The sequence below is a fragment of the Amycolatopsis sp. NBC_01286 genome (assembly GCF_035982555.1).
GTDB lineage: Bacteria > Actinomycetota > Actinomycetes > Mycobacteriales > Pseudonocardiaceae > Amycolatopsis.
Genome location: NZ_CP108428.1, coordinates 384,658 through 410,823, shown reverse-complemented (window position 1 = coordinate 410,823; position 26,166 = coordinate 384,658). Strand labels below are relative to the sequence as shown.

25 protein-coding genes are annotated in these 26,166 nt (G+C 71.2%); 11 read left to right on the top strand and 14 right to left on the bottom strand.

Annotated features, from left to right (window positions below):
• Nucleotides 1–351: 351 nt before the first annotated feature.
• On the top strand, nucleotides 352–1,224 hold the full coding sequence (locus OG570_RS01900) for an RCC1 domain-containing protein (protein WP_326955351.1): 873 nt from the start codon (nucleotides 352–354) through the stop codon (nucleotides 1,222–1,224).
• Nucleotides 1,225–1,267: 43 nt separating this feature from the next.
• Here the strand turns inward: OG570_RS01900 and OG570_RS01895 are convergent, their stop codons facing one another.
• The 13 genes from OG570_RS01895 to OG570_RS01835 form a co-directional block, all read right to left on the bottom strand.
• On the bottom strand, nucleotides 1,268–1,912 hold the full coding sequence (locus OG570_RS01895; protein WP_326947017.1) for a hypothetical protein: 645 nt from the start codon (nucleotides 1,910–1,912) through the stop codon (nucleotides 1,268–1,270).
• An 80-nt stretch (nucleotides 1,913–1,992) separates the two neighbouring features.
• Nucleotides 1,993–2,712, bottom strand: coding sequence for a hypothetical protein (locus tag OG570_RS01890; protein ID WP_326955350.1), 720 nt, complete (start codon nucleotides 2,710–2,712; stop codon nucleotides 1,993–1,995).
• The gene (locus tag OG570_RS01885; protein WP_326955349.1) at nucleotides 2,712–3,212 is read right to left on the bottom strand and encodes a hypothetical protein; all 501 of its coding nucleotides are present in this window, start codon (nucleotides 3,210–3,212) and stop codon (nucleotides 2,712–2,714) included. Before OG570_RS01885 ends, OG570_RS01890 begins: the two co-directional genes overlap by 1 nt.
• Nucleotides 3,200–4,408 carry an MlaD family protein gene (locus OG570_RS01880; RefSeq protein WP_326955348.1) on the bottom strand — a complete coding sequence of 403 codons (1,209 nt, stop codon included), beginning with the start codon at nucleotides 4,406–4,408 and terminating at the stop codon, nucleotides 3,200–3,202. Before OG570_RS01880 ends, OG570_RS01885 begins: the two co-directional genes overlap by 13 nt.
• Nucleotides 4,408–5,490 (bottom strand): MCE family protein, encoded by a 1,083-nt coding sequence (locus OG570_RS01875; protein ID WP_326955347.1) that lies wholly within the window; start codon nucleotides 5,488–5,490, stop codon nucleotides 4,408–4,410. The genes OG570_RS01880 and OG570_RS01875 overlap by 1 nt, the downstream gene beginning before the upstream one ends.
• A complete protein-coding gene (locus OG570_RS01870) occupies nucleotides 5,487–6,518 on the bottom strand; it encodes an MCE family protein (protein WP_326947022.1) in 1,032 nt (343 codons plus the stop codon). Before OG570_RS01870 ends, OG570_RS01875 begins: the two co-directional genes overlap by 4 nt.
• On the bottom strand, nucleotides 6,515–7,507 hold the full coding sequence (locus OG570_RS01865; protein WP_326947023.1) for an MCE family protein: 993 nt from the start codon (nucleotides 7,505–7,507) through the stop codon (nucleotides 6,515–6,517). The genes OG570_RS01870 and OG570_RS01865 overlap by 4 nt, the downstream gene beginning before the upstream one ends.
• Nucleotides 7,504–8,508, bottom strand: coding sequence for an MCE family protein (locus OG570_RS01860; protein ID WP_326955346.1), 1,005 nt, complete (start codon nucleotides 8,506–8,508; stop codon nucleotides 7,504–7,506). Before OG570_RS01860 ends, OG570_RS01865 begins: the two co-directional genes overlap by 4 nt.
• Complete coding sequence (locus OG570_RS01855; protein ID WP_326955345.1) at nucleotides 8,505–9,779, bottom strand: MCE family protein; 1,275 nt, start codon at nucleotides 9,777–9,779, stop codon at nucleotides 8,505–8,507. Before OG570_RS01855 ends, OG570_RS01860 begins: the two co-directional genes overlap by 4 nt.
• Entirely contained in the window at nucleotides 9,776–10,627 is an 852-nt protein-coding gene (locus OG570_RS01850) for an MlaE family ABC transporter permease (protein ID WP_326947026.1), read from the bottom strand. Before OG570_RS01850 ends, OG570_RS01855 begins: the two co-directional genes overlap by 4 nt.
• A 2-nt stretch (nucleotides 10,628–10,629) precedes the next feature.
• Nucleotides 10,630–11,424, bottom strand: coding sequence for an MlaE family ABC transporter permease (locus OG570_RS01845; protein WP_247062143.1), 795 nt, complete (start codon nucleotides 11,422–11,424; stop codon nucleotides 10,630–10,632).
• A 626-nt stretch (nucleotides 11,425–12,050) separates the two neighbouring features.
• Nucleotides 12,051–13,043, bottom strand: coding sequence for an LLM class flavin-dependent oxidoreductase (locus OG570_RS01840; protein ID WP_326955344.1), 993 nt, complete (start codon nucleotides 13,041–13,043; stop codon nucleotides 12,051–12,053).
• Between the two features lie 8 nt (nucleotides 13,044–13,051).
• Nucleotides 13,052–14,440: an FAD-dependent monooxygenase gene (locus OG570_RS01835; protein ID WP_326955343.1), complete on the bottom strand. Its 1,389-nt coding sequence runs from the start codon at nucleotides 14,438–14,440 to the stop codon at nucleotides 13,052–13,054.
• A gap of 63 nt (nucleotides 14,441–14,503) precedes the next feature.
• Here OG570_RS01835 and OG570_RS01830 point away from each other — a divergent pair, with 63 nt between their 5' ends.
• The 3 genes from OG570_RS01830 (at nucleotide 14,504) to OG570_RS01820 (ending at nucleotide 18,983) form a co-directional block, all read left to right on the top strand.
• A complete protein-coding gene (locus OG570_RS01830; RefSeq protein WP_247062147.1) occupies nucleotides 14,504–14,707 on the top strand; it encodes a hypothetical protein in 204 nt (67 codons plus the stop codon).
• A 7-nt stretch (nucleotides 14,708–14,714) separates the two neighbouring features.
• Entirely contained in the window at nucleotides 14,715–15,155 is a 441-nt protein-coding gene (locus OG570_RS01825) for a Clp protease N-terminal domain-containing protein (RefSeq protein ID WP_326955342.1), read from the top strand.
• Nucleotides 15,156–15,227: 72 nt separating this feature from the next.
• Nucleotides 15,228–18,983 (top strand): nSTAND1 domain-containing NTPase, encoded by a 3,756-nt coding sequence (locus tag OG570_RS01820; protein WP_442788243.1) that lies wholly within the window; start codon nucleotides 15,228–15,230, stop codon nucleotides 18,981–18,983.
• A 258-nt stretch (nucleotides 18,984–19,241) separates the two neighbouring features.
• Here the strand turns inward: OG570_RS01820 and OG570_RS01815 are convergent, their stop codons facing one another.
• A complete protein-coding gene (locus OG570_RS01815; protein WP_326955341.1) occupies nucleotides 19,242–21,359 on the bottom strand; it encodes a HelD family protein in 2,118 nt (705 codons plus the stop codon).
• Nucleotides 21,360–21,482: 123 nt separating this feature from the next.
• Here OG570_RS01815 and rsmD point away from each other — a divergent pair, with 123 nt between their 5' ends.
• From rsmD to rnc, 7 genes are all read left to right on the top strand, one after another.
• Nucleotides 21,483–22,043, top strand: coding sequence for a 16S rRNA (guanine(966)-N(2))-methyltransferase RsmD (gene rsmD / locus OG570_RS01810; RefSeq protein WP_326955340.1), 561 nt, complete (start codon nucleotides 21,483–21,485; stop codon nucleotides 22,041–22,043).
• A 42-nt stretch (nucleotides 22,044–22,085) separates the two neighbouring features.
• On the top strand, nucleotides 22,086–22,571 hold the full coding sequence (coaD, locus tag OG570_RS01805) for a pantetheine-phosphate adenylyltransferase (protein ID WP_326955339.1): 486 nt from the start codon (nucleotides 22,086–22,088) through the stop codon (nucleotides 22,569–22,571).
• A 133-nt stretch (nucleotides 22,572–22,704) separates the two neighbouring features.
• Entirely contained in the window at nucleotides 22,705–23,406 is a 702-nt protein-coding gene (locus OG570_RS01800) for a ribonuclease domain-containing protein (protein WP_326955338.1), read from the top strand.
• Between the two features lie 201 nt (nucleotides 23,407–23,607).
• Nucleotides 23,608–24,336, top strand: a complete 729-nt coding sequence (locus OG570_RS01795; protein WP_247062153.1) for a DivIVA domain-containing protein — start codon at nucleotides 23,608–23,610, stop codon at nucleotides 24,334–24,336.
• A 77-nt stretch (nucleotides 24,337–24,413) separates the two neighbouring features.
• The gene (locus OG570_RS01790) at nucleotides 24,414–25,022 is read left to right on the top strand and encodes a YceD family protein (RefSeq protein ID WP_326947033.1); all 609 of its coding nucleotides are present in this window, start codon (nucleotides 24,414–24,416) and stop codon (nucleotides 25,020–25,022) included.
• Nucleotides 25,023–25,092: 70 nt separating this feature from the next.
• On the top strand, nucleotides 25,093–25,275 hold the full coding sequence (gene rpmF / locus OG570_RS01785) for a 50S ribosomal protein L32 (protein WP_247062158.1): 183 nt from the start codon (nucleotides 25,093–25,095) through the stop codon (nucleotides 25,273–25,275).
• Between the two features lie 13 nt (nucleotides 25,276–25,288).
• Nucleotides 25,289–26,038: a ribonuclease III gene (gene rnc, locus OG570_RS01780; protein WP_247062160.1), complete on the top strand. Its 750-nt coding sequence runs from the start codon at nucleotides 25,289–25,291 to the stop codon at nucleotides 26,036–26,038.
• The last annotated feature ends 128 nt before the right edge of the window (nucleotides 26,039–26,166 follow it).

Below are 26,166 nucleotides of genomic sequence, written 5' to 3'. Positions count from 1 at the left end.
TGCCCCGGGTGGCGGGACGCGATTCACCGGCGTGCGAGGTGGAGGTCCATCTGCCGAAATCGAGGCTACTCGCCAGTTCAGTACGGAACAAGACTTCGTCCTTGCGTGGGTGAGGGCCCGAGCGGGTGTATCGATTTCTTGTGTCCCGCCGCGTAGGCTCGGTCACGGATTTGGCGGATTGTGACAAAGTGCGGTCACGGCGGCGAACCGCTGTGCCGAACGGTCTACCATTTGTGATCTTGCCGAGGCAATCCCGGATAACGAAACCGGAGAAATGAGGCTACCGTGCCCGGTACTTCCCGTTGTGGACGGCTATCGCTCGGCGGAGCCGTATTCACGGTGTCCGCGGTTATGGCGGCGTCGCTGTGCGCGCTGCCCGCGAACGCGGCCACCGTGGGCGGCGTGCTCGCCTGGGGCAAGCCGGACTACGACGTCACGATCCCGCCGCCGGACGCGCTGACCGGGGTCACCGCGGTGTCGGCGGGCAGCACGACCGCGCTGGCGCTGAAGGGCGGCGCGGTCCTCGCGTGGGGCGCGAACAACTGGGGCGCCAACCAGATCCCCGCGGCGGCGACGTCCGGGGTCAGCCAGATCGCGTCCGGCTGGGGGCACGAGCTGGCCCTCAAGAGCGGGAAGGTCCTGGCCTGGGGGAACAACTGGTACGGCCAGACCACCCTGCCCGCGTCGGTGAGCAGCGGCGTCATCGCGATCTCGACGTCCAACATGCACAGCCTGGCCCTCAAGCAGGGCGGGCTGGTGGTGAGCTGGGGGACGCGGACCGACGTGCCGGCCGCCGCGCAGACGGGCGTCACCGCGATTTCCGCCGGGGGCGACCACAACCTGGCCATCAAGAACGGCGGGGTGCTGGCCTGGGGGAGCAACACCTACGGCCAGGCGACGGTGCCGGCCGGGCTCACGTCCGACGTCACGGCGGTGTCCGCCGGGTTCAACCACAGCCTGGCGCTCAAGGGCGGCCGCGTCTACGCGTGGGGCCGTGACAGCCTGCACCAGACCGAGGTGCCGCCGGAGGCCCAGTCGGGCGTCGTGGGCGTCGACGCCGGGTTCAACCACAACGTCGCCTACAAGGCCGACGGAACGGTGGTGAGCTGGGGCTCCAACGTCGTCGGCGAGTCGACGTTCATTTGGTGCGGCCCGGTTTTCGGCGTGTCCGCAGGGGACAACGACAGCTTCGCGCTCAAGGAAGACCCGGCCGCGGCCTGCTGAGCCGGCGGGTGGCGGGCCCGGAAGCCCGCCACCCGCGGCCGGATCAGGTGGCGTCGTTGGCGAGGTCGAGCGAAATCGTGTTGCCCGGCCCGGAAATCAGCGCGCCGAGTGCGATGTCGGCGATGAAACAGTTGGTGAACTCGGGGATCGTGTAGGTGCCCTTGACGGTGAACGAGGGCGCGGTGATGTCGACGTCCTGCGCGGACAGCGTCAGGTCGAGCGGGGTCTTCGTCTTGCAGCTGCCCGGCACGGTCGGCAGCGGGATGATCGGCACGATCGGGCCGGCCCAGATGTCGTAGATCTCCATGTTGGCCTTGGCCTTGGTGACGATGTTGCCGTCGGCGATCGTGCCGGTGGCCGGGCCGAGCGGCGTGACCTTCACCTTCGCCTTGATGCGGAAGATGCCCGAGAGCAGGGAGATGTCGGCCTGCGCCGGCGGCAGGGCCAGGTCGGCGCTGAGGCCGACCGACCCGGTCTGGTCGTCGATCAGCAGGTTGCCCTTGAGGCTGCCCGGGCCGAGCTTCATGGCGCTGCCGGTCTTCTTGACCGTGGTGGAGCCGGTGACCTTGTAGGACACCGCGATGGGAATGATGTCGGCCGACGCGGGCGTCACGGCGACCCCGGTCAGCACGACGGCGGCCGCCGACGTGAGCACAGCCAGTCTCTTCAGCTGCGTTGCCACGGACATAGTTGTTCTCCCTTGCGATTTTCCCGGCCGGTTCCGGACGTTTCCGGAACCGGTGAAGTGCGCTATTCGGTGGAACGGCCTCAGCGCGGTTCGAGTTCGGTGACGACCCAGCCGTCGCCGTTGTGTTCCGCGGTCACGGAAAGCTGGGCCGCGGCATTGTCGGTCGCATTGTTGTCGGCCCGGACGGCTGATTGATCGAGAAAGACGAGTAACCGCGCGTGACCATTCCGGAGATCCTGCACGGCGATCGCCGAAACGCGCGAAGTGAGCACGAGTTTCTGCTGGGGCGCTTTCTCGCGAACCTGGGCGAAGAGCTTGTCGTAGGAATCCTTCGCTGAACCGCGCAGCACGGCCGCGGCGGCCTTCTCGGTGACGTCGGTCTTGTCGTAGGAATAGGAGAAGATCCGGTTCATGGCGAGCGTGACGGCCGAGGTGACGTCGGCGGTGGCGCCGACGTCGGTGAGGGCGAGGTTGTCGGCGGCCGGGTTCCCCGAGGCGGACCGCGCTTCGAGGGTGAACCAGACGCCGGCCCCGGTCAGCAGGAGGGCGGCGGCCAGCAGGAGCGCGGGCAGCCGCAGCCAGGCAGGTCGCCGGGTCGGAGCGGCACTTTCACGTGAAAGTGCCGCTTCGGCGGAATCCGCTTCGTCCGCATCAGCTGCCTCGGGGACCACGTCGGAGTCGTCGGTCTCGATGGCGACAGCGTCGGCGTCGGCGTCGGCAGCGGCGTCGGTTTCGGGCTCGGCGACGAGGTCGCGCTCGTCGGTCTCCTCGATCGCCGTGATCTCTTCCGTCCGGCTCATCACGCACCCACCGGCAGCTGGTCGAGCGCGCTCAGCTTCCAGCCGTCCGGCGTGCGCGTCAGCGCCGCCGCGAACCGGTTGCGCTTGACCGCCGGGGCCGTTCCCTGCTTCGCCATCGTGATCTCCACCGAGGCCAGGAGCTTCGCTGTGCCCGCGTGCTCGTCCAGCTCGCTCAACGCCGCGTCCAGGACGCGGCCCGTCGCCACCGTGGCGTTCGCCGCGAGGGTCTTCTTCGTCGTGTCGTCGGTGTGGGCCAGCTGGTCGTGCAGCGGGCCCGTCGACGCCGCCAGCCAGCGGCCGAGACCGCCGTCGACGTCGTGGTAGTCCAGGCTGCTCAGCTCCGTCACCAGGGTCCGGCCGCTGGAGAGGGCGTCGTCGCGGGCGGTGCCGTAGGTCAGGGCCGGGTCGTTCGACGCCGAGTACCACGCGTAGCCCGACCCGCCCGCGAACACCGCGGCCGCCGCCACCAGCACCAAGGGCAGGTACTTCACCGCAGCCACAGCATCTCCTCGAGGCTCGTCGACGTCGCCTGGGTGCCGAACCCGAGCGGGCCGGTCAGCCCGCCCGGCACGGCCGGGGCCGGCACGGCCGGGTGCGGCGTGTTCTGCGTGCCGCGCACCGAACTCTCGTTCCCGTACGGCAGCGTGCACGCCGCGTCGGTCCGGAACGGCAGCGGCGAGACGTCGGTGCTCGCCCGGTGCGGGGTGTCCTCGTAGCCCTGCCGGCACGGCGGCGGGTTGTCGAAGTTCAGCACCAGGCCCATCCGCAGCGCGTTGCCCTGGTCGTTCAGCGCCGAGCCGACGGCCGCGACGGCCTTGGGCGTGTTGACCAGGAACTGTTGCTCGGCGTCGGTGCGGGTGGCGAACACCCGGGACGTCGTCAGCAGGTTGGCCAGCAGGATCGGCAGGCCGGGGTCGTTCTCCTTCAGCAGGCTCGAAAGCTCGGACGCCGCGGGCGGCGCGGTCGCGATCAGCCGCCGCAGGTCGCCGTCCGAGCTGGCCAGCTGCTGGGCGAACACCTTGGCGTTGCTGCTGAACGAGCGCCACTCGGCCGCGGAGTCGACCTGGGTGCGCAGCACGGTCGCGCCGTCGCCGATCAGCTTCGACGTCTGCGGCAGGTGCGTGCTCGCTTCCTGGGTGAACGTCGTCGCCGAGTCCATCAGCGTCTGCAGGTCCGGGCCGGCGCCGCGCAGGGCGTCGTCGAGCTCGTTCACCACCGTGCGCAGGTCCTGTGTCGGCACGGACGCGGTGAAGGAGTCCAGGTCCGTCAGCAGGTTGTTCACCGGCAGCGGCAGCGTCGTCGACTCGCGCCGGATCACCGACCCCTGGGCCAGGTACGGCCGGTCGGACGTGCGCGGCTGCAGGTCGACGTACTGCTCGCCGACCGCGGACCGGTTCGCCACCACGGCCTGGGAGTTCTCCGGGATCGGCGGGGCGCCGTCGTCGATGAGCAGGTCGGCCTCGGTGCCGGTGGTGGTGAGCCGCAGCTCGCCGACCCGGCCGACGGCGACGCCGCGGTAGGTCACCTCGCCGTTGGTGAACAGGCCGCCGCCTTCGGCCAGTTCCAGCTTGACCGTGTAGCTGCCGGAGCCGAACAGCCGGCCGAGGCCCGCGTAGTTCGCGCCCACGAAAGCCGTGGTGGCCAGGGCGATGATGACGAACAGCACCACCTGGATCCGCACTCTGCGCGTCAGCATCAGCGGCCTCCGGAGACGCGGGCTTCGCCGCTCGGCAGCGGGAGCGTCGGCAGGCCGGGCGGGACGCCCTGACCGGGCGGCGGCAGCGGCACGCCGGCCGCCGGGATCATCGACGTGTAGACGTTGATGTAGTCGCCCTTCACCGCGGGGAGCACCGAGTCGGGGAACGGGAACGTCGGCAGCATCTGCAGCGACTGCGGCAGGTCGTCCCCGGCCTTGGCCAGCTGCTGCAGGATCGGCGCGAGCGAGCGCAGGTCGGCGACCAGGTCGTCGCGGCTGCGGTCGACGACGTCGGTGGCCACCGTCGAGAGCCGGTCGAGCGACTGCAGCATCGAGACGAGCTGCGTGCGCTGCTCGGTCAGGGACTGCAGGCCCGGCGTCAGGTCGGTCAGCGCGCCGGACACCTGTTCGTGGCGGTTGGCCAGCGTCGCCGACAGGCGGTTGAGGCCGTCGAGCGCCTCGGTGATGTCGGAGCGGTGCGCGTCCAGGTCGGTCATCAGGCTGTCGACCCCGCCCAGGAACGAGCGGATCTGCTCCTCGTTGCCGTCCATCACCTTCGACAGCTCGCGGTTGATCGTCTGCAGCTGCCCGATCCCGCCGCCGTTGAGCAGCAGGGACAACGCGCCGAAGATCTCTTCGAACTCGGGGTTGCGGTTGGTGCGGTCGAGGGTGATCGTGGCGCCGTTCGCGAGCCGCGGGCCTGCGGTCGACGCCGTCGCCGTGTCGTCCGGTGGCGCCAGCTCGACGAACTTCTCGCCCAGCAGGCTGGACTGGCGCAACCGCGCGACGGCGTTGGCGGGCAGCACGACGTCGCCGTTGACCTCGAGCACGGTCTCGGCCGTCCAGCCGTCGGTGCCGAGCCGGATCTCCCGGACGCGCCCGACCGGGACGTCGCCCACCTTCACCGCGGCCTGCGGCACCAGGTCGAGGACGTCGGCGAACTGCACGGTCACGTCGTACGGGTGGGCGCCGACGTCGGCGCCACCGGGCAGCGGCAGGTCGTAGACGCCCTTGAACTCACCCGACGAGCAGCCGGTGAGCAGGAGGCAGCCGACGACCGCGGCGGCGAGGGCCCGCTTCATCGCCCGCCCCCGTTGGTGTAGACGTCGCCGGTGACCGGCAGCGGAAGCTCCTGGTAGTAGTCGAGGTTCGCGCGCCCGAGCAGCCGTCCGGTGTCCGGGTCGACCGCGTTGAGCACGTTCGTCACGGCCAGCGGGACGGCGTCGAGCGTGCCGGCCAGCGACGCGCGCTGGTCGACGAGCGTCTGCGTGGTCGTCACCAGGTTGTCCACGTTGGCCTTGAGCGCGCCGCGGTTGTCGCGGATGAACCCCTGGATGTCGCCGAGCGCGCGGCCCAGGCCGTCGAGGGCGTGGGCCAGCTCGCCGCTGTTGGCGGCCAGCGTGCCCGACACCTGCGAGAGCTGCTGGTTGACGCTGCTGACCTGCTGGTCGTTGGTCGAGAGCATGGTCGTGAACTGCTGCAGCTCGTCGACGGTGCCGAACAGGTCGCCCGAGTTGCCGGCCAGCGTGCGGGCCAGCTGCGCGAAGTTCTTGACGCTGTCGTTGAACGCCTGGCCGTTGCCCTGCAGGTTCGCCGCGCCGGTCTTCAGCAGGTCCGACAGCGCGCCCTGGGAGTTCGCGCCGTTCGGGCCGAGGGCCTTGGTCAGCGAGTCGAGGCTGGCGTAGAGCTGGTCGAGCTCCACCGGCGTCGCCGTGCGCTGCACCGGGATCGACGCGCCGTCCGGCAGCCGCGGCCCGCCGCGGGCCGGCTTGGCGAACTGGACGTAGCGGTCGGCGACGACGCTGGGCGCGATCACCAGGACCGTCGTGTCCTGGGCGACGCCGACCGAGCCGTCGACGCTCATGTCGACCTGCACCTGCTCGCCGCGCGGGGTGACGGCGTCGACCTCGCCGATCCGGACGCCGAGCACGCGGACGTCGGAGCCGGGGTAGACGCCGACCGCGCGGGAGAAGAACGCCGTGACGTGGTGCTGGCCGCTGCCGGCGAACACCCACCACAGCGCGGCCGTGACGACCAGCGCGAGCAGCAGGGCGGCGGCGATGAACCGGCTGGTCAGGACCCCGGCCCTGGTGGTGGTCAGCGCGCTCACTTGGTCCCTCCCGGGTTCTTCGGCGGGACGCACGGGTCGTGGTTCTCGGGCAGCAGGCCGCAGAGGTAGGCGTCGATCCAGTGGCCGTTGCCGGTCGTGTTGGTGACGACGCGGAAGTACGGCCCGGCCAGCTGCAGGCCCTTGGTCAGGTTGTCGTTCTGCCGCTTGAGCAGGTCCGTCACCTGGTTGAGCGCCTGCAGCGCCGGCTTGAGCTGCGCGGTGTTGTCCTGCACCAGCCCGCTGAGCTGGTCGGCGAGCCGGGCCGAGCCGGTGAGCAGGTCGTGGATCGCGTCGCGGCGCCGGTTCAGCTCGGTGAGCAGCAGGTTGCCGTCGTCGATCAGCTTCTCGAAGTCGTCGTTCGAGTTCGCCAGGGTCGTGGTCAGCGTCCGGGCGTTGGCCAGCAGCTCGGAGATCTGGCTGTCGCGGCTCGACACCGTCTTCGACAGCTGGGACAGCCCGTCGAGCGCGCTGCGGACGTGCTCGGGGGAGTTGCGGAAGGTGTCCGACAACGTCGTGAAGCTGTCCGCGAGCTGCTTGGTGTCGATCGAGCCGACGGTGTTGGCCAAGCCGTTGAAGGCGTCGGTGACGTCGTAAGGCGTGACGGTCCGGGTGCGCGGGATCGCCTGGTCCGGGTTCTGCACAGCGTCGCCGCTCGGGTCCAGCGAGAGGAACTTGCGGCCCAGCAACGTCTTGATCTTGATCTGGACGGACGTGCGGTCGCCGACCCAGGCGTCCTTGACCCGGAACGACACGAGCACGTGGTCGTCGGCCAGCGCGACGTCGCGCACCTCGCCGACCTTGATGCCGGCGATCCGGACCTCGTCGTCGGCCTGCAGGCCGGCCGCCTCGGAGAACTCGGCCTCGTACGTCGTGCCGCCGCCGACGATCGGCAGGTTGTCGTAGTTGAACGTGACGGTGAGCAGCGCGGCCAGCGCGACGCTGCCGAGCACGCCGAGGACGAGCGGGTTGCGCTCCTTGAAGGACTTCACGACTCACACCTCGGCGTCGGGACGTAGACACCGCGCTGGGGCGTGGTTTCCAGGGTGGCGCGGCAGAGGAAGAAGTTCATCCAACTGCCGTAGGAGGCGACCCGGCCGATCTCGGTGAACTTGACCGGCAGGTTCGTCAGGAAACCGTCCACATCGGACTGGTTCTGGGCCAGGTTCCCGGCGACGCCCTGCAGCCCGGCGATGCTGGCCTTGAGCGGCGGGCGTGCCTGCTCGAACAGCCCGGCGGTGGACTGGGTGAGGTCGCCGATGCCGCTGATGGCGTCGCCGATCGCGGCGCGGTCGCCGGCCAGACCGGACACCAGCTGCCGCAGCGTGGAGACGAGGTTCGCGAGCGCGTCACCCTTGCCGTTGACCGTCTTCAGGACCGTGTTGAGGTTCCCGATCACCTCGCCGATCACCTTGTCGCGCCCGGCGAGGGTGGTGGTCAGCGAGCCGGTGTGGGCGAGCAGGCTCTCGACGGTGCCGCCTTCACCCTGCAGCACCTGGACGATCTCGCCGGAGAGCTCGTTGACGTCGTTGGGCGAGAGCGCCTGGAACAGCGGCTTGAAGCCGTTGAACAGGTCGGTCAGGTCCAGCGCGGGCGTCGTGCGGTCCAGCGGGATCTCGCCGCCCTCGGGCAGCTGGTCCCGCGTCCCGGTGGTGCCGCGTTCGAGCGCGATGTAGCGCTGCCCGACCATGTTGCGGTACTTGATGACCGCGTGGACGTCGGCGGGCAGCCGGCGGCCGCTGTCGAGGGAGAACCCGATCCGCGCCCGGTTGTGGTCGCTGATGTCGAGCGACTCGACCTGGCCGACGCGGACGCCGGAGATGCGCACGTCGTCGCCGACGTTGAGCGAGGTGGCGTCGAGGAACTTCGCCGAGTACGGCTTCGAGTCGCCGAGGCCGGAGTTCGTGATGGAGATGGCCAGCAACGTCGTGGCGAGCGCGGTGACGACGATGAAGATGAGGCTCTTGATCAGCGGGGAGGCGATGTTCCTCACTTGAGCTTCACCTCCGTGCCGCGGTAGAGCGGGCCGACGAGCACGCTGCTCCAGCCGGGCACCTGGGCGTCCGGGACCCCGATCGACGGCGCGACGAGCGTGGCGAGCAGCTGCTGTTCCTGCGGCGAGTTCGCGACGCCGAGGTCACCCTGGCCGCCGGGCAGCAGCGGGTGGCCGGTGGCACCGGGGGTGGCCGCGGCGGTGCCGGCGGTCGGGGCGACGCCGGAGGGGTAACAGCGGGGCTCGCCGCCGTCGGTGAAGCGCGGGTCGTCCTTGCCGGGCAGGTACTTGCCGCTGTCGGCGGTCACCGCGACCTCGGCGTGCAGGCCCGGTTCGTTCGTGCCCGCGCCGAGCACCTTGTCCATGGATCCCCTCAGGGCGTTCAGCGAAGCGAGGGTGCAGGCGAAGCTGGGGGAGTACTTCGCGGCGATCTCCAGCGGCGCGCGGCTGTCGGCGGCCAGGGAGATGAGGTTGTCGTGGTTGTTCTGCAGGAACGTCGTGATCTCCTGCGACGACGACGTCACCTGCTGGTAGACCCCGGCGAGATCGGCCTGCTTCTCCTTGACCGTGTTGAGCGTGACGGCGGAGGCGGTGAGCGCGTCGAGCAGATCGGGCGCGATGTCGCCGTACACCTGGGAAACCGTCGCCAGGTCCCGGATGTCCGAGGTCAGCTGCGGCAGGTTGGGGTTGAACTCCTTGAGGTAGCTCGCGGCGGTGTCGATCGTCTGCCCGAGCTGCTCGCCGCGGCCCTGCAGCGCCGTCGACACCGCGGTCAGCGTCGTCGCGAGCTTCTGCGGCTGGACGGCCTTGAGCAGCGGCAGCAGGTTGTCGAAGACCCGTTCCAGCTCGATCGCGTTGGCCGAGCGGTCCTGCGCGATGACGTCACCCGCGCTCAGGTGCGGGCCCCGGTCGCCGTCCGGGATGGACAGCTGGACGTACCGCTCGCCGAACAGCGTCTTCGGCACCAGCAACGCGGAGACGTCCTTGGGCAGCAGGGAGACCTTGTCCGGCTCCAGCGCCAGCGCGACTTCGGCGCCCTCGGGCGTCGCCTTGACGTCGCGGATCTCGCCGACCAGCACGCCGCGGGCCTTGACCTGGCCGCCGGGGGAGAGCTGGTTGCCGATGCGGCTCGCCTTGAGCGTCACCGGCACCGTGGCGACGAAGTCCTTGTCGTAGACCTTGATGGACAGCGTGACCAGCACGCCCATCACGACCAGGAACAGCACCCCGGCGGTGCGGACCCCGGCCTTCCGGCGGGTATCGCGTCTCATCCGGCCACCTGCACGGTGGTGGTCGCGCCCCAGATGGCCAGGGACAGGAAGAAGTCGAGGACGCTGATTGCGACGATCGCGGTGCGCACCGCGCGGCCCACGGCCACGCCGACACCGGCCGGGCCGCCGCTCGCGCGGAAGCCGTAGTAACAGTGCGCCAAGACCACGACGACGCTGAACACCAGGACCTTGCCGAACGACCAGAGCACGTCGCCGGGCGGCAGGAACAGCAGGAAGTAGTGGTCGTAGGTGCCCGCGGACTGGCCGAAGAACCACACGGTGATCTGCCGCGAGGCGAGGTAGCTCGAGAGCAGGCCGATCGCGTAGAGCGGGATGACGGCGAGGAAACCGGCGATCACCCGCGTCGTCACCAGGTACGGGACGCTCGGGATGCCCATGACTTCCAGGGCGTCGATCTCCTCGGAGATGCGCATCGCGCCGAGCTGCGCGGTGAAGCCGCAGCCGACGGTGGCGCTCAGGGCGAGGCCGGAGACGAGCGGCGCGATCTCGCGGGTGTTGAAGTAGGCCGAGACGAACCCGGCGAACGCCGACGTGCCGACCTGGTTGAGCGCGGAGTAGCCCTGCAGCCCGACGACCGTGCCGGTGGCGACGGTCATCCCGATCATCACGCCGATCGTGCCGCCGATGACGGCGAGCGCGCCGCTGCCGAAGCTGACCTCGGCCAGCAGCCGGACGACTTCGCGCAGGTAGCGGCGCAGCGCGCGCGGGATCCAGGCGATCGCGCGCAGGAAGAACAGGATCTGGTCGCCGAGGGTGTCGAGGAACCCGAACCGGCGGTCGACGGCTTCGCGCACCCGCGCGGACTTGGGGACTTCCGTGGTGGTCACGTTCAGCTCCCCTTGGGCGGCACGAGTTGCAGGTAGACGGTGGTGAGCACCAGGTTCAGCACGAACAGCAGCAGGAACGTGATGACCACGGACTGGTTGACCGCGTCGCCGACGCCCTTCGGCCCGCCCTTGGGGTTGAGGCCGCGGTAGGAGGCGACGACCCCGGCGACGAAGCCGAAGATGAGCGCCTTGATCTCGCTGATCCACAGGTCGGGCAGCTGCGCGAGGGCGGAGAAACTCGCCAGGTACGCGCCCGGGGTGCCGTGCTGCATGACGACGTTGAAGAAGTAGCCGCCGAGCACGCCGACGACGCTCACCATGCCGTTGAGGAAGATCGCCACGCCCATCGCGGCGAGCACCCGCGGCACGATCAGGCGCTGGACCGGCGAGACGCCGAGCACCTCCATCGCGTCGATCTCTTCGCGGATGGTCCGCGAGCCCAGGTCGGCGCACATCGCGCTGCCGCCGGCACCGGCGATGAGCAGCGCCGTCACGATCGGGGCGGCCTGCTGGATGATGGCCAGCACGCTCGCCGCGCCGGTGAACGACTGTGCGCCGATCTGCGTGGTGAGGGACCCGATGTGCAGCGCGATGACCGCGCCGAACGGGATCGACACCAGGGCCGTCGGCAGGATCGAGACGCTCGCGATGAACCAGAACTGCTGGATCAGCTCGCGCGTCTGGAAGGGACGCCGGAACGTCAGCCGGACGACGTCGAGGCCGAGCGCGTAAAGCCGCCCGGTCTGCCGCAGTGCGGCGGCCCCGGGGAACGACGTCGTCGTCGTCCGTTCGGCCATTCGAGTGCCTCCCCAGTGTTTCGCGGGCACGACGAATACACCCGAGGTGAGCAAATGAACTGGTCCGAACGGGCTATCTCATGTCGGCCATTCACGGTCTCGGGGGTCACCGTGCCGGTTCCTACTGGTCGGTACGCTAACCACGGCCCTGCTGGGAGACAAGAACTTGAGCATGATCACGCGGTCACGGCCTGGTAACCGCGCATTTCTTGTCGATTACTGACAAACGGCCCGGATCTTGTTGTCAACCGAGGAAAGGAAATTACGGCTCCGGGCGCGCGCACTGTTCACCCCTGCACAGTCCGGCCCATTCCCGGCACGCACGTCTACCCGAATGGACGACACATCAACCCTGCCGGAAGATTGCCCGGCAGGGTAGGTGCAAGAGAGCCGCCCGTCCAGCCACACAACCCGACCCTTCCGGTACGCGTGTTCGCCGGAGATGTCCGGAACGCCGGCCCGCGTGATCGCGAAGCCGACACGCGTGATCAGGAGGTCGACACGCGTGATCCTGGGGTCGACACGGCGGTGCGGGCGATGCCGCGCCGTGTCGACCCTTCAATCACGTGAGTCGGCTCCTCAATCACGCGTGTCGACCCTCGGATCACGCGTCCGCCGGAAGCCCGTCAGGACTTGAGGCCGGCGATCAGCTCGTAGGACCGGACGCGGTCCGCGTGGCCGTGGACCATCGTCGTGATCATCAGCTCGTCGGCGTCCGTGTCGTCGAGGAGCTGCTGGAGTCCCTTGTGGACCGTCTCCGGCGAGCCGATGATGCTCGAGCCGAAGCGGTCGGCGAGGAACGCGCGGTCCATCTCGGTGTACGGGTACTCCGCCGCCTCCTCGGGCGTCGGCATGGCGATCGGCCGGCCGCGGCGCAGGCTGAGGAACGTCAGGCCGGACGGCCCGGCCAGGAACTGGGCGCGCTCGTCGGTCTCGGCGGCGACCACGGACGTCCCGAGCATCACGTACGGCTCGTCGAGCGCACCGGGCCGGAAGTTGTCGCGGTAGAGCTGCACCGCCGGGATCGTGTTCTCCGCGGCGAAGTGGTGCGCGAAGGAGAACGGCAGCCCGAGCCGCCCGGCGAGCTGCGCGCTGAAGCCGCTCGAACCCAGCAGCCAGACCGGCGGCTGGTTGCCCTCGGCGACGGCGGCGTTGACCCCGCGGGCCTCCGAGTGGGTGAAGTAGCCGATCAGCTCCTGCAGGTGCTCCGGGAAGTTCTCCGCCGACAGCCCGCCCGGCCCGCGCAGCGCGAGCGCCGTCCGCTGGTCGGTGCCCGGCGCGCGGCCGATGCCCAGGTCGATGCGGCCCGGGTGGAACGCCTCCAGCGTGCCGAACTGCTCGGCGACGACCAGTGGCGCGTGGTTGGGCAGCATGACCCCGCCGGAGCCGACGCGGATGCGCTCGGTCGCATCGGCGACGTGCCCGATCAGCACCGCCGTCGCCGAGCTGGCGATGCCGGGCATGTTGTGGTGCTCGGCCAGCCAGTAGCGGTTGAAGCCCAGCCGCTCGGTGGCGCGGGCGAGGTCGAGGGTGTTGCGCAACGTCTCCCCGATGCTGATCCCCTCGGACACCGGGGACAGATCGAGCACGGACAGCGGCACATCAGGCAGTGAGCTCACAACCGGGGTCAACGCCCCGGTGTCCCGATAACTTCCCGCAACGCCGCCGGATCGCCGCCGCTCCACGCCACGACGCCGTCCGGACGCACGAGAAGCGCGTCCTCCGTCGCCGCCGCGCAGGTGGCTGTGACGATCTTCACGCGCGATCCGGCGGCTTCCCGCAGGTCGGCGCGGTCGGCGAAGTCGAACAGCACGGTCCGGGCGGCCCGCATGATCTCCGCCACGCGAGTCGTCTCGCCGCCGACGGTCAGCGCCAGATCGGCGACGTACGGCAGGTCGTCGGCGTCCCGCAGCAGCCCGGCGAGGTGCCGCGTCGGCTCCTCGAACGCGGCCAGCTCGCCGAAGAGCGTCCGCAACGCGTCGCCGTCCTCACCGGTCAGCCGTTCGAGCAGGGCCTGGACGCGCGTCTGGGTCAACGTCCGCGCGGCCACCGGACGGCGTTCGGAACCGTAGCTGTCGAGCAGCGTCTCATCGGCTTCGCCGCGGACGACGGCGGCGAGCTTCCAGCCGAGGTTGACCGCGTCCAGCAGCCCGACGTTCAGCGACGAGCCGCCGGCCGGGAAGAGGTGCGCGGCGTCGCCGGCCAGCAGGAACCGCCCGGCCCGGTAGCGCTCGGCGAGCCGAGCCTGGCTGACCGTCCGCGACAGCCACAGCGGCTCACCCAGCGGCAGGTCGGCGCCGAGCACCCGCCGGACGCTCTCGCGGAACTCGTCGAGGGTCGGTTCGCCCGACGGCTCCGGCGTCACCTCCCGGACGCCGACGATCACCACACCCGGCGTCAGCGACGTCACCAGCACCCGCCCGGCCGGACGGCGGTTCCAGCCCCGGCGCAGGCCGTGAGCCGTGGTGAAGAGGTCGAACGGCTGGTCCGTCCGGAAGTGCCCGAACCGCAGCAGCTCGTCGTCGGTCGTGCCGGGGAACCCGATGCCGGCCAGTGCGCGGACGCGGCTGTGCGCGCCGTCGCAGCCGACGACGTACTGCGCGGCCGGCCGGTACTCGCCGTCCGGGCCGCGAACCGTATCGACGTCCACGAGTTCGTGCCCGCGCCGGATCTCGACGCCGAGTTCGACGGCGCGTTCGGCGAGCAGCGCCTCCATCCGCGGCTGTTGCAGCATCAGCCCACGCAGCGGCGGACTGCCGAGCTTCGTGAAGTCCAGCGGCACCGGCCCGAACGGGAACCCGGGGAACGGCCCGGCGAACGCCGCCGCGGCCGCGAATCGCTCGAACAGCCCCCGGTGGTCCAGCTGCTCGACGATCCGGCCGCCGAGCCCGTTCGCCCGCGGCCGCTCGTCCGGCGTCGCCCGCCGGTCGAGGACCACGGCCGTGACCCCGCCGAGCCGCAGCTCCGCCGCCAGCATCAGGCCCACCGGGCCCGCTCCGATCACTGCGACATCCATGACGTCTCTCCTCTGCTCTGTCAGTTTGAACTGACGTCGTGTGTCAGGCTAGACTGACATGCCATGGAGGCGGAAGAGCTTTCGGGCCGGGTTTCCGAAACCGACCCCGCGGTCGCGCTGCGGGCCGTCGGCGCGCTGCACCGGCTCGCCGAGCAGGTCGAGACGGCGGCGGTCGCGCACGCCCGGGACCGCGGCTGGTCGTGGGAGCAGATCGGCGACGCCCTGGGCGTGGCCCGGCAGTCGGTGCACACGAAGCACGGGAAATGAGGGCCGGATGATCGCCAAGAGCCCGTTCGCCTCGGTCGTCGCGGAGGCCCTCGAGGAGTCCCGTCGCCGCGGCGACCGCCGGCTCGGCACCGAACACCTGCTGCTCGGCCTGCTCCACAACGCCGACTGCGCGCGGGCCCTCGGCGTCGACCTGGCCGCGGCCCACGCCGCCCTCGACCGCCTGGACCGCGAAGCCCTGACGGCCCTGGGCATCGACGTCGAAGGCCTCCGCCCGGCGCCCGCACCCCGGCGACGCGCGAAGCTGACGCCGGGAGCGCTGACGTCGAACGCCCGGGCGGTGGTCAACGAGGCGATCCGCGGCGTGCCGCGGCGCCGGGATCCGGTGGAGCTGCTGCGGGCGCTGTTGTCGGTGACCCCGCCGGATCCGGCCGCGGACCTGTTCGCCGCGCTCGGCGTCGACCGGGAAGAAGTCCGGCGCCGATTGTGAAATCCGCCTTTTCCCTCTGAGGGATGTCCGACCGGATACCGTGTGGCGCACCGGAACCGCAAAGGAGGACGGGTGCCGCGTCCGGAGCGACCGCTGGATCCCGGGGACGACCTGCTCACCGACTTCGCCGCCGATCTCCGGCGATTGCGCGAAAGTGCCGGGAATCCCACCTACCGCGAGCTCGGCCGGCGCGCGCACTACTCGGCCGGCACGCTCTCCGAGGCCGCCGGCGGGCGGAAACTCCCCAGCCTGGCCGTGACTCTGGCCTACGTCCGCGCCTGCGGCGGCACCCCCGGCGACTGGGAAAAGCGCTGGCACGAGGTCGCGGACGACCGGAGCGGCGCCGATTCACCGGCCGAGCCGGAAGCCGGGGAATCGCCGCCGTACGTCGGCCTGGCCGCGTTCGGGGCCGCCGACGCGAGCCGGTTCTTCGGCCGGGAACGACTGGTCGAAAAGCTCACGACACGCCTGTCGAGACAGCGTTTTCTCGCCGTCCTCGGCGCGTCCGGCTCGGGCAAGTCCTCCCTGCTGCGCGCCGGCCTCGTCCCCGCCTTGCGCGGCCACGTCGTGCTGCTCACCCCGGGCGCCCGGCCGCTGCAGGAGTGCGCCGTCAAGTTCGCCGCCGCGCTCGGTGTCGCCCCCGGCGCGCTGCTCGACGACTTCACCGCCCACCCGCGCAACCTCGGCCTCGCCGCACGGCAGCTGGCCGACGGCGGTGACGAGGACGTCGTCCTGGTCGTCGACCAGTTCGAAGAGGTCTTCACGCTCTGCCAGGACGCCGGCGAGCGCGCCGCGTTCCTCGCCGCGCTGGTCACCGCGACCACCGAACCCGGCAGCCGGACCCGGGTCGTGCTCGGCATCCGCACCGACTTCTACACCCACTGCGCGCGTCACGCGGACCTCGCCGAAGCCATGCAGGACGCGCAGGTCCTCCTCGGCCCGATGACGACCGAAGAGCTGCGGCAGGCGATCTCGCGCCCCGCCGTCGACGCCGGCTACCGCGTCGAGAACGCCCTCGTTTCGCGGCTGGTCGCGGACGCCACCGGCCAGCCCGGCGTGCTGCCGCTGCTCTCGCACGCGCTGCTCGAGACGTGGCGACGCCGTCGCGGCACGACCCTCACCCTGGCCGGTTACGAGTCCACCGGCGGTATCGAACGGGCCGTCGCGCAGACGTCCGAAGGCACGTTCGCCACGCTCTCCGCGCGCCAGCAACGCTTGGCGCGGCAGATCTTCCTCCGGATGACCGCGCTCGGCGAAGGCACCGAGGACACCAAACGCCGGCTCAGCCGCGACGAGCTCGACACCGAGGACGACGACACCGCCGTCGTCCTCGCCGAACTGGCCGCGGCCCGGCTGGTCACCCTCGACGACACCGGCATCGACATCGCGCACGAGGCCCTCATCCGCGGCTGGCCGCGGCTGCGCGAATGGCTCACCGAAGACCGCGAAGGCCTGCGTGTGCACCGGCAGCTCACCGAGGCGACCGACGCCTGGGAGTCCGTGGAGCGAGACCCCGGCTGGCTCTACCGCGGCACCCGGCTCGCGATCGCGCGGGAGTGGGCCGCGCGCCAGGACTCCGTGCTGTCCCAGCGGGAACGGCGGTTCCTCGACGCCAGCCTCGCCGTCGAGCACGCCGAGCAGCAGCGGGAACGCCGTCGCACGCGGCGGCTGCGTCAGCTGGTCGCGCTCCTGGCCGTGCTGCTGGTCTTCGCCGTCGGCGCGACGGCCTACGCGGTGCGCGCCGAGTCCACCGCCACCGGCCAGCGCAACAGCGCGCTCGCCCAGAAGGTCGCCGGCCAGGCGCTGGCCATGCGCGCCACCAACCCCGCGCTCGCCGCGCAGCTCGCCCTCGCCGCGTACCGCCTCGACCCGGCCGCCGACGCGCGCGGCGCCGTCCTCGGCGTGTTCGCGACGCCGTATTCGACGCGGCTCACCGGGCACACCGGCCGGATCAACACCGTCGCCCTGCGCCCGGACGGGCAGGTGCTGGCCACCGCGAGCTGGGACGGCACGGCCCGGCTGTGGGACGTCCACGACCCGCACCACCCGGAGCAGCTCGCCACGCTGAGCGGGCACACCGGCAACGTCAACAACGTCGCCTTCGCCGCCGACGGCCGGACCGTCGCCACCGCGGGCTTCGACGGGACCGTCCGGGTCTGGGACGTCACCGATCCGCACCGGCCCGGGCCCGGCGTCGTCGTGGAACGCCACGATGGCAAGGCGTACGCGGTCGCGTTCAGCCCCGCCGGCCCGCTGCTGGCCACCGGCGACGTCGACGGCACGCTCCGGCTGTACGACACCGCGAGCCTGAAGCAGGTGGGGGAGCTGACCGGGCACACGTCGTACGTCAACAACCTGGCCTTCAGCCCCGACGGCAAGCTGCTGGCCTCGGCGTCGGCGGACAAGACGGCGCGGCTCTGGGACGTCGCCGGCCGCCGCCCGCTCGGCGTCGCGACCGGGCACACCGACGTCGTGCACTCGGTGGCCTTCAGCCCCGACGGCCACACGCTCGCGACGGCGAGCGCCGACCAGAGCGCGCGGCTGTGGGACGTCACGGACCCGGCCCGGCCGGCGCAGCTTTCGGCGCTCCTCGCGCACAAGGCGATCGTGCGGTCGGTCGCGTTCACCCCCGACGGGCACACCCTCGCGACCACCGGGTTCGACCGCACGGCGCGGCTGTGGGACGTCGCCGACCCGCGGCGGCCGCGTGAGCTGGCGCCGCTGCCGGGGCACACCGGCGCTGTCGGCTCGGCGGTGTTCAGCCGGGACGGGCGCACCCTCGCCACGGCCAGCGACGACCAGACCGCCCGGCTCTGGGACCTGCCGGGCCCCGCCGTCCCCGCGCACCCGGACAAGGCGTGCGACGTGGACTTCGGCCCCGGCGGCCTGCTCGTCACCGGCGGCTACGACAAGACGGTGCGGCTGCGCGACCTGGGCACGTTGCGTCCCCTGGCCACGATCGGCGGCTTCGGCGACGCGGTCTGCGGCGTCGCGGTCAGCCCCGACGGCCGGACGCTGGCCACCGGCAGCTGGGACCACACGATGACGCTGCGGGACATCACCGACCCGGCGAAACCCGGGCCGCCGGTGGTGTTCTCGCGGCCGGGCGACGACATCGACGCGGTCGCGTTCAGCCCGGACGGCCGGCTGCTGGCCACCGCGGGCGAAGGACACACGGCCCGGCTCTGGGACCTCGCCGACCGCGCGCACCCGGTCGAGATCGCCCGGCTGGAAGGCCACGGCGACGACGTCCACACCCTCGCCTTCAGCCCGGACGGCCGGACCCTGGCCACCGCGGGCTGGGACCACACGGCGCGGCTGTGGGACATCTCGGCGCCACATGCGCCGAAGCCGCTGACCAAGCTCGAAGGGCACACGGACACGATCTTCTCGATCGTCTTCAGCCCCGACGGCAAGCGCGTCGCCACGGCGAGCGCCGACCGCACGGTCCGGCTGTGGGACGTCGCCCCCGCGCGCCCGGCAGCGGTGCTGACCGGGCACACCGACATCGTGATGGGGGTGTCGTTCAGCGGCGACGGCCACACCCTCGCCTCCGGCGGCTACGACCGCACGATCCGGTTGTGGGACGTCGACACGGCGGCGCCGCGCGCGGTCCTGCCCGAGGAACGCGACCGCGTCTACGCCGTGCGGTACGCCCCGGACGGTCACACGCTCGCCGCAGCCATCGCGGACGGCACGGTCCGGGTGCAGGAAACGGATCCCGATCGCGCGGCCGAGCGGATCTGCGCGATCGCGGCCCCACGCATCACACAGGACGAGTGGACGGCGAGCCTGCCGGGCCTGGACTACGCCCCGCCGTGCACCTAAACGGCGTAACGACATTGTTCGGCATTGTTGTTCGGTAGCCGCTCGCGGACACCGAACAACCCGGATCGACTAGACATGCCCTCGGACGGCCGCGTCCCACGAACGTTTCGCTCACCGGGGGTCTGAAGGGCTCCTTCAAGGGCACGGGAAGTTGCCTCCCGCTCCTCGAAGGAGCCCTTCAGCGTGCCCGGGCTCAAACGCCCCAATGTGGCGTTGGGTGCGTTGGACGTACCGAACGCCACATTGGGGCGCTCGGGATCAGCCCGCCGGGATCCAGTCGGGGTTCGAGGCCAGCACCGTCAGCTGCTGCGTCGCGCGGGTCAGCGCCACGTACAGCACCCGGCGTCCGGTCGTCGACTCCGTGACCAGGTCGATCGGCTCGACCAGGACCACCGCGTCGTACTCCAGGCCCTTCGAATCGAGGCTGCCCACGACCTTCAGCCGCTCGTCCGCCTGGTCCGCCAGCCAGCCCGCGACCTCCGGGACGCGGTCCATCGCCGTGATCACGCCGACCGTGCCCTCGACCGCGCCCAGCAGCTCCTTCACCGCCGCCTGGGTCGCCGACGCGAGGCCGGCCGGCTCGACCGGCCGGACGTCTGGCTCGACACCCGTCTTGCGGACCGCCACCGGCAGCTCGCCCGCCTCCGCGTGGCCGGTCACCACCTTGGCCGCCAGGTCGAAGATCTCGGCCGAGTTCCGGTAGTTCGTGCGCAGCGTGAACCGCCGCCGGGTCGTCTTGATCCCGAACGCCTGGTCGCGGGCCTGCGCCGCCTCCGCCGGGTCCGGCCAGGAGCTCTGCACCGGGTCGCCGACGACCGTCCAGCTCGCGTACTTCCCGCGCCGCCCGACCATCCGCCACTGCATCGGCGACAGGTCCTGCGACTCGTCGACGACCACGTGCGAGTACTCGTCGTAGTGCTCGGGCCGGGTGGTGCCGCCCCCGCCGCGCTCGACCTCGCCCTCGATCACCTGACGGCGCTTGCGCTTCGGCGGCGGCCCGAGCAGCACGCGCAGCTCGTCGAGCAGCGCGACGTCCGCGATCGACCAGCCCCGCGAGCGGTCCGCGAGGTCCGCGGCCAGCAGCGAGATCTCCGGCCGGTTCAGCACGCCCTTCGCCGCCGCCGCCAGTCGCTTCTCCTCGCCCAGCCACTTCAGGATCTGCGCCGGGTACAGCACCGGCCACCACACGACCAGGAAGCGGTGGAACTCGATCCGCTCGCCGAGGTCGGAGACCAGGTCGGCCCGTTCGAACGGCTTGCCGTCGGCCTTCGCGTACCCCTCGGCCTTCGTCGCCAGCGCGTCCAGCAGCATCTCCGCCGCCCGGATCCGCGACCGGTTGGGCGGCGCGCCCTGCGTGTGGGCCTTGCGGCGCACCTTCTCCAGCTCGCGCGCGTCCAGCTTGAGGACCTCGCCGCGGTAGACGATCCGCATCTCCTCCGGCGCGTCCGGCGGCGTGTCGCGCAGCGCGCGCAGCAGCACCCGCCGCATCCGCAGCGAGCCCTTGATCGCGGCCAGCGGCGCCGCGTCCTGCCGCGTCGCCTCCAGGCCGTCGAGGACCTCGCCGAGCGCGCGGAGCTCGACGTTCGTCTCACCCATCGAGGGGAGGACGCGCGAGATGTAGCTGGTGAACACCCCGGACGGCCCGATCACGAGCACGCCGGCCCCGCCGAGCTGACGGCGGTGGCGGTAGAGCAGGTAGGCGGCGCGGTGCAGGGCGACGGCGGTCTTGCCGGTGCCCGGCCCGCCGGTGATCTCCGTGACGCCGCGCCACGGCGCCCGGATGACCTCGTCCTGCTCCTTCTGGATGGTCGCGACGATGTCGCGCATCTTCTCGCCGCGCGAGCGCCCCAGCGCGGCCATCAGCGCGCCCTCGCCGACGATCTGCATGTCCTCGGGCACGGCGTCGGCCATCAGCACGTCGTCGTCGACGTCGAGCACGTTCTGCCCGGAGCAGCGGATCACCCGCCGGCGCACGACGTCCATCGGCTCTTCGGCGGTGGCCTGGTAGAACGCCGCCGCGGCCGGGGCGCGCCAGTCCGTGACGAGGTTGTCGAACTCGGCGTCGCGGATGCCGAGCCGGCCGACGTAGACGCGTTCGTTGTCCTCGCGCAGGTCGAGCCGCCCGAAGACCAGGCCCTCGTACTCGGCGTCGAGCGACTGGAGCGTCTGGTTGGCGTGGTACACCATCATGTCGCGCTCGAACAGCATCGACGCCTGCTCGAAGATCGCCTCGCGCTGCGCGCCCTGGCCGAGCTCGTAGCCCTTGGTGCGCATCGCCTCGGCCTGGGTCCGCAGTTCGTCCAGACGGGTGTAGACGTGATCGACGTGGGCTTGTTCGATGGCGATCTCGGCCCGTCTGACCCGAGGTTCCGACACGCATGGCTCCTTGACAGCTCTGGATCGCCTCCGAGGGCGAAGAACGACTCTACGCGTTGCGTCCGGCGCGTTCACCAATGTCCCGGCCATCCGTGCTCCGTGTCATCCCCGCACAATCAGGGGGTGACCAGGATCGTGGCCGGAACGGCGGGCGGACGGCGGCTGAAGGTGCCCCCGAAGGGCACCCGGCCGACGTCGGAACGCGTGCGGGAGGCCCTGTTCAACGCCCTCGGGACGGCCGGTGAGCTGGACGGCGCGCACGTGCTCGACCTCTACGCGGGCTCCGGCGCACTCGGCCTGGAGGCGCTTTCCCGCGGCGCCGCCGGCGCGCTGTTCGTCGAGTCCGACCGGCGCGCCGTCGACGTCCTGCGCGCCAACGTCGCGACGGTGGGCCTGGGCGGCACGATCCGCGCGGGCCAGGTCGAGGCGGTGGTCGCCGCGCCGGCGCCGCGGGCCTACGACCTGGTGCTCGCCGACCCGCCCTACGCCGTGGACGCCGCGGCCCTCGGCAAGGTCCTCGCGGCGCTGGCCGCCGGTGGCTGGCTCGGCGAGAGCGCGCTGGTCGTCGTCGAACGCGCCGCGCGCGACGGCGAGCCGGACTGGCCGGCCGGTTTCGAGCCTTCGCGCGCGAAGAAGTACGGCGACACCGCGGTGTACTGGGCGGAATTCGCGGCTGTGGTGTGAACCACCCCGCGTGGAGCGCGCGGGCACGGTAGCGTCCGCGCCATGCGGCGTGCGGTCTGTCCCGGTTCCTACGATCCGGCCACCAACGGGCACCTCGACATCATCGAGCGGGCGAGCGGGCTGTTCGACGAGGTCGTCGTCGCGGTGGGGGTGAACAAGAGCAAGAAGGGCCTCTTCGAACTCGGAGAGCGCCTGGAGATGCTGCGCGAGATCACCTCGAAGCTGCCGAACGTGCGGATCGACTCGTGGGAAGGCCTGCTGGTCGACTACTGCCGCGACAACGACATCGCGGCGATCGCCAAGGGCCTGCGCTCGGTCAGCGACTTCGACTACGAGCTGCAGATGGCGCAGATGAACCGCGAGCTCACCGGCGTCGAGACGCTGCTGATGGCGAACAACCCGGCGTACGGGTTCGTGTCGAGCTCGCTGGTCAAGGAGGTCGCGGCCCTCGGCGGCGACATCGAGCACCTGGTGCCCGAGATCGTCTACGAGCGGCTGTCGGCGAAGTTCCCCGCGCTCGGCCGCTGACGCTCCACAAAAGAGCCCCGCGCGTCCGGTTCCCGTCGATCGGCCCCCTACGAACGTCGGGACTTCGGGCCGGCAGCGATGGAGTTCACATTCCCGTCTTCTGACGATCACTCGATCGGGTTACGGTCCGAAAATGACCAACTCCCGATCTCGCCTGGTCGCGGTTGTCTTCGCGCTCCTGGCCACGCTGTTCACCGGGGTCACCGCCGCCGAAGCGGTCACCAGCGCACCCGCCGTCGCGGCGCAGAACCAGTGCGGCAACCTCGCCGGGTTCACGCACAAGGCGCTCTCGTCGCTGCCCGCCGAGGCCACGACGACCTACAACCTCATCCAGAAGGGCGGGCCGTTCCCCTACCCGCAGAACGACGGCGTCGTGTTCGACAACCGGGAGGGCATCCTGCCGTCCTGCGCGACGAGCTACTACCACGAGTACACGGTGCCGACCCCGGGCGCGAGCAACCGCGGCACGCGCCGCATCGTGACCGGCAGCGGCGGCGAGTACTTCTACACCGGCGACCACTACGCCACCTTCCAGGTCGTCGACATCGGCGGTGGCGGCACGCCGTCGCAGTGCGGCAACCTCTCCGGCCTGGCGAAGATCGGCTACTCGCAGCTCTCGGCGGCCGCGAAGACCGTGGTGGACAACGTCCGCGGCGGCGCGTCCACCGGCACGACCTACGAGAACCGCGAAGGCGTGCTCCCGGCCTGCGCGGCGGGCTACTACAAGCTGTTCGCCGTCGGCACGAACGACCGCGTGATCTCCGGCAAGGCCGGCGAGCTGGCCTACACCCCCGACCGCTACGTCACCTTCAAGGCCGTCGACCTGAACTCCTGATCGCGGTGATTCCCTCGTCCGTGGCCATTCGGGACACGGACGGGGGAGACCCGGCGCGACCCGCGACCAGCTCGTCAAGGTGATCACCGATCCGACGTTCACCCGGTCGTGGAACGCGGACACGCCCGGCGCCGTGCGCCTTCACCGCTTCGGCGCCGGATGAGGGCAGACTGGTCCCAGCGACAGGGGATTGGAGTTGCCGTGTACCGGGTTTTCGAGGCGCTCGACGAGCTCGTCACCATCGTCGAGGAGGCGCGCGGCGTCCCGATGACGTCCAGCTGCGTGGTGCCCCGCGGCGACGTCCTCGAACTCCTGGACGACGTCCGCGACGCACTGCCGGCGGAGGTCGACGACGCCCAGGACGTGCTGGACAAGCGTGACGACCTGATCCACGCCGCCCGCAAGGAGGCAGGCGAGACGGTCGCGGGGGCGAACTCCGAGGCCGAGCGCGCGATCGCCGAGGCCACCGACGAGGCCGAGCGCATCCTGGCCGACGCCCGGGCCCGCGCGGAGCAGATGCTCGCCGACGCGCACGACCAGGCCGACCGCACGGTCGCGGCGGGCCAGGCCGAGTACCAGAACCTCACCGACCGCTCCCGCGGCGAGTCGGAGCGGATGATCCAGGCCGGCCGCGACGCCTACGACCGCGCCATCGAAGACGGCCGCCTCGAGCAGTCCCGGCTGGTCGCGCAGACGGAGGTCGTCCAGGCGGCGCACGCCGAGTCGGCCCGCATCGTCGACGAGGCGCACGCGGAAGCGGACCGCCAGCGCGGCGACTGCGACGCGTACGTCGACGGCAAGCTGGCGGAGTTCTCGGAGCTGCTGGCGACGACGCTGCGCACCGTCGACTCGGGCCGCAACCACCTGCGTTCCCCGGCGAACCTGCCCAACAGCGGCGGCCGCCCGACGCTCTACGACTATCAGGTGTGACGAGCCTCTCGGCCGCTTTCCGACGTGCGTGGGTGCCAGCTCGAACGGGCCGGCACCCCGTGCGTACTCTGGACTGGATGTCCGAGAACAAGACCCCCCAGCTCGATGGCCGCAGCCCGTGGGTGATCGACACCCGTGAGCTCGGCCGTCACGCCGGTCTCAGCCGCGCTCTCCAGCGCAGCGTGCCGGTGGAGACGCCCCTGGGCGTCCCCGATGTCATCACCATCGACGCCGGCTCCGAGCTCCGGCTCGACCTGCTGCTCGAGTCCGTCGTCGAAGGTGTGCTCGTCAGCGGCACCGCGACGGCGACCGCGAAGGGCAACTGCGCGCGCTGCCTCGACCCGGTCGTCGAGGAGGTCGAGGTCGAGGTCCAGGAGCTGTTCGCCTACCCGGGGTCGGTCACCGAGGAGACCACCGACGAGGACGAGATCCCGCGGCTGGTCGACGACCGCATCGACCTCGAGCCGACCGTCCGCGACGCCGTCGTCCTGGCGCTGCCCTTGGCGCCGCTGTGCACCGAAGACTGCGCCGGGCTCTGCATCGGCTGCGGCGTCAAGTGGGCCGATCTCGAGCCCGGACACGGGCATGAGAAGATAGACCCTCGGTGGGCCGCACTGGTCGAGCGCTTCGACGAGAATGCGGGCGAAAAGCCTGCGCAGGACCCCGCTGAGCAAGAGCAAGCCTGACGAGCGTCCAGCTCGTCGGTGAGGAAAGTTCGCTCGCACCGCGAGCAGACCGTCTTAAGGAGATCTACTCGTGGCCGTCCCGAAGCGGAAGATGTCGCGATCCAACACGCGCGCCCGCCGCAGCCAGTGGAAGGCGGCTCCGGTTCAGCTGGTGCCCTGCTCCAACCGCGCCTGCAAGCAGCCGAAGCTCCAGCACATCGCGTGCCCGTCGTGCGGCCAGCACAACGGCCGCCAGGTCGTCGAGCCCGCCTGATCGGGTAGCCGATATGGGGGGCAAGACGCCCGGGGGACCACCAGCCGATTCGGCGGCGTTGCTCGAAGCGCTCGGAGTCACACTCGGCCCCGAGCTACTCGTTCTGTCGCTGACCCACCGTTCGTACGCGTACGAAAACGGGGGCCTGCCGCCGAACGAGCGGCTGGAGTTCCTCGGTGACGCCGTGCTCGGCCTGGTCGTCACCGATCACCTGTACAACACACACCCCGACCTGCCCGAAGGTCAGCTCGCGAAGCTCCGTGCCAGCGTCGTCAACATGCACGCGCTGGCCCGGGTCGCGCGCGGGCTGGGCGAGGGCGGGCTCGGGGCGCACCTGTTGCTGGGCAAGGGCGAAGAGCTCACCGGCGGCCGGGACAAGGCGAGCATCCTCGCCGATGGCTTGGAGGCGGTGATCGGTGCCGTCTACCTCGCGCACGGCATCGAGATCGCCCGCAAGCTCGTGCACCACCTCTTCGACGGGCTGCTCGCCGAAGCTCCGCTGCGCGGTGCCGGTCTCGACTGGAAGACCAGCCTGCAGGAGCTGACGGCGTCGGCCGGTCTCGGTGTGCCCGAGTACCGCGTCGAGGACACGGGCCCGGACCACCGCAAGGAGTTCACGGCCACCGTCCTCATCGGCGGCCGTCCCCTCGGCACGGGTTCGGGTTCGACGAAGAAGGAAGCCGAGCAGAAGGCCGCCGAGACGGCTTGGCGCTCGCTGTCGGCCGAGCTCGAGGCCGAGAAGAAGGACACCGGGGACGCCTGAAGCTCGCGTTCCCCTGATCCGCCTGTAGCCCAGAGGCGTTCGTGGCCGGCCGCCACGAATCCTCCGGGAGACAGGCGGATTTCTTTTGCCTCGGCACCGCCCCCGCACTGCCCCTGCGACTGCCCCTG

Coding starts and splice junctions, on each gene's coding strand:
- OG570_RS01900 (WP_326955351.1), top strand. CDS start 352: ATGGCGGCGTCGCTGTGCGCGCTGCCCGCGAACGCGGCCACCGTGGGC.
- OG570_RS01895 (WP_326947017.1), bottom strand. CDS start 1,912: ATGTCCGTGGCAACGCAGCTGAAGAGACTGGCTGTGCTCACGTCGGCG.
- OG570_RS01890 (WP_326955350.1), bottom strand. CDS start 2,712: ATGAGCCGGACGGAAGAGATCACGGCGATCGAGGAGACCGACGAGCGC.
- OG570_RS01880 (WP_326955348.1), bottom strand. CDS start 4,408: ATGCTGACGCGCAGAGTGCGGATCCAGGTGGTGCTGTTCGTCATCATC.
- OG570_RS01875 (WP_326955347.1), bottom strand. CDS start 5,490: ATGAAGCGGGCCCTCGCCGCCGCGGTCGTCGGCTGCCTCCTGCTCACC.
- OG570_RS01855 (WP_326955345.1), bottom strand. CDS start 9,779: ATGAGACGCGATACCCGCCGGAAGGCCGGGGTCCGCACCGCCGGGGTG.
- OG570_RS01845 (WP_247062143.1), bottom strand. CDS start 11,424: ATGGCCGAACGGACGACGACGACGTCGTTCCCCGGGGCCGCCGCACTG.
- OG570_RS01835 (WP_326955343.1), bottom strand. CDS start 14,440: ATGGATGTCGCAGTGATCGGAGCGGGCCCGGTGGGCCTGATGCTGGCG.
- OG570_RS01830 (WP_247062147.1), top strand. CDS start 14,504: ATGGAGGCGGAAGAGCTTTCGGGCCGGGTTTCCGAAACCGACCCCGCG.
- OG570_RS01825 (WP_326955342.1), top strand. CDS start 14,715: ATGATCGCCAAGAGCCCGTTCGCCTCGGTCGTCGCGGAGGCCCTCGAG.
- coaD (WP_326955339.1), top strand. CDS start 22,086: ATGCGGCGTGCGGTCTGTCCCGGTTCCTACGATCCGGCCACCAACGGG.
- OG570_RS01800 (WP_326955338.1), top strand. CDS start 22,705: ATGACCAACTCCCGATCTCGCCTGGTCGCGGTTGTCTTCGCGCTCCTG.
- OG570_RS01790 (WP_326947033.1), top strand. CDS start 24,414: ATGTCCGAGAACAAGACCCCCCAGCTCGATGGCCGCAGCCCGTGGGTG.
- rnc (WP_247062160.1), top strand. CDS start 25,289: ATGGGGGGCAAGACGCCCGGGGGACCACCAGCCGATTCGGCGGCGTTG.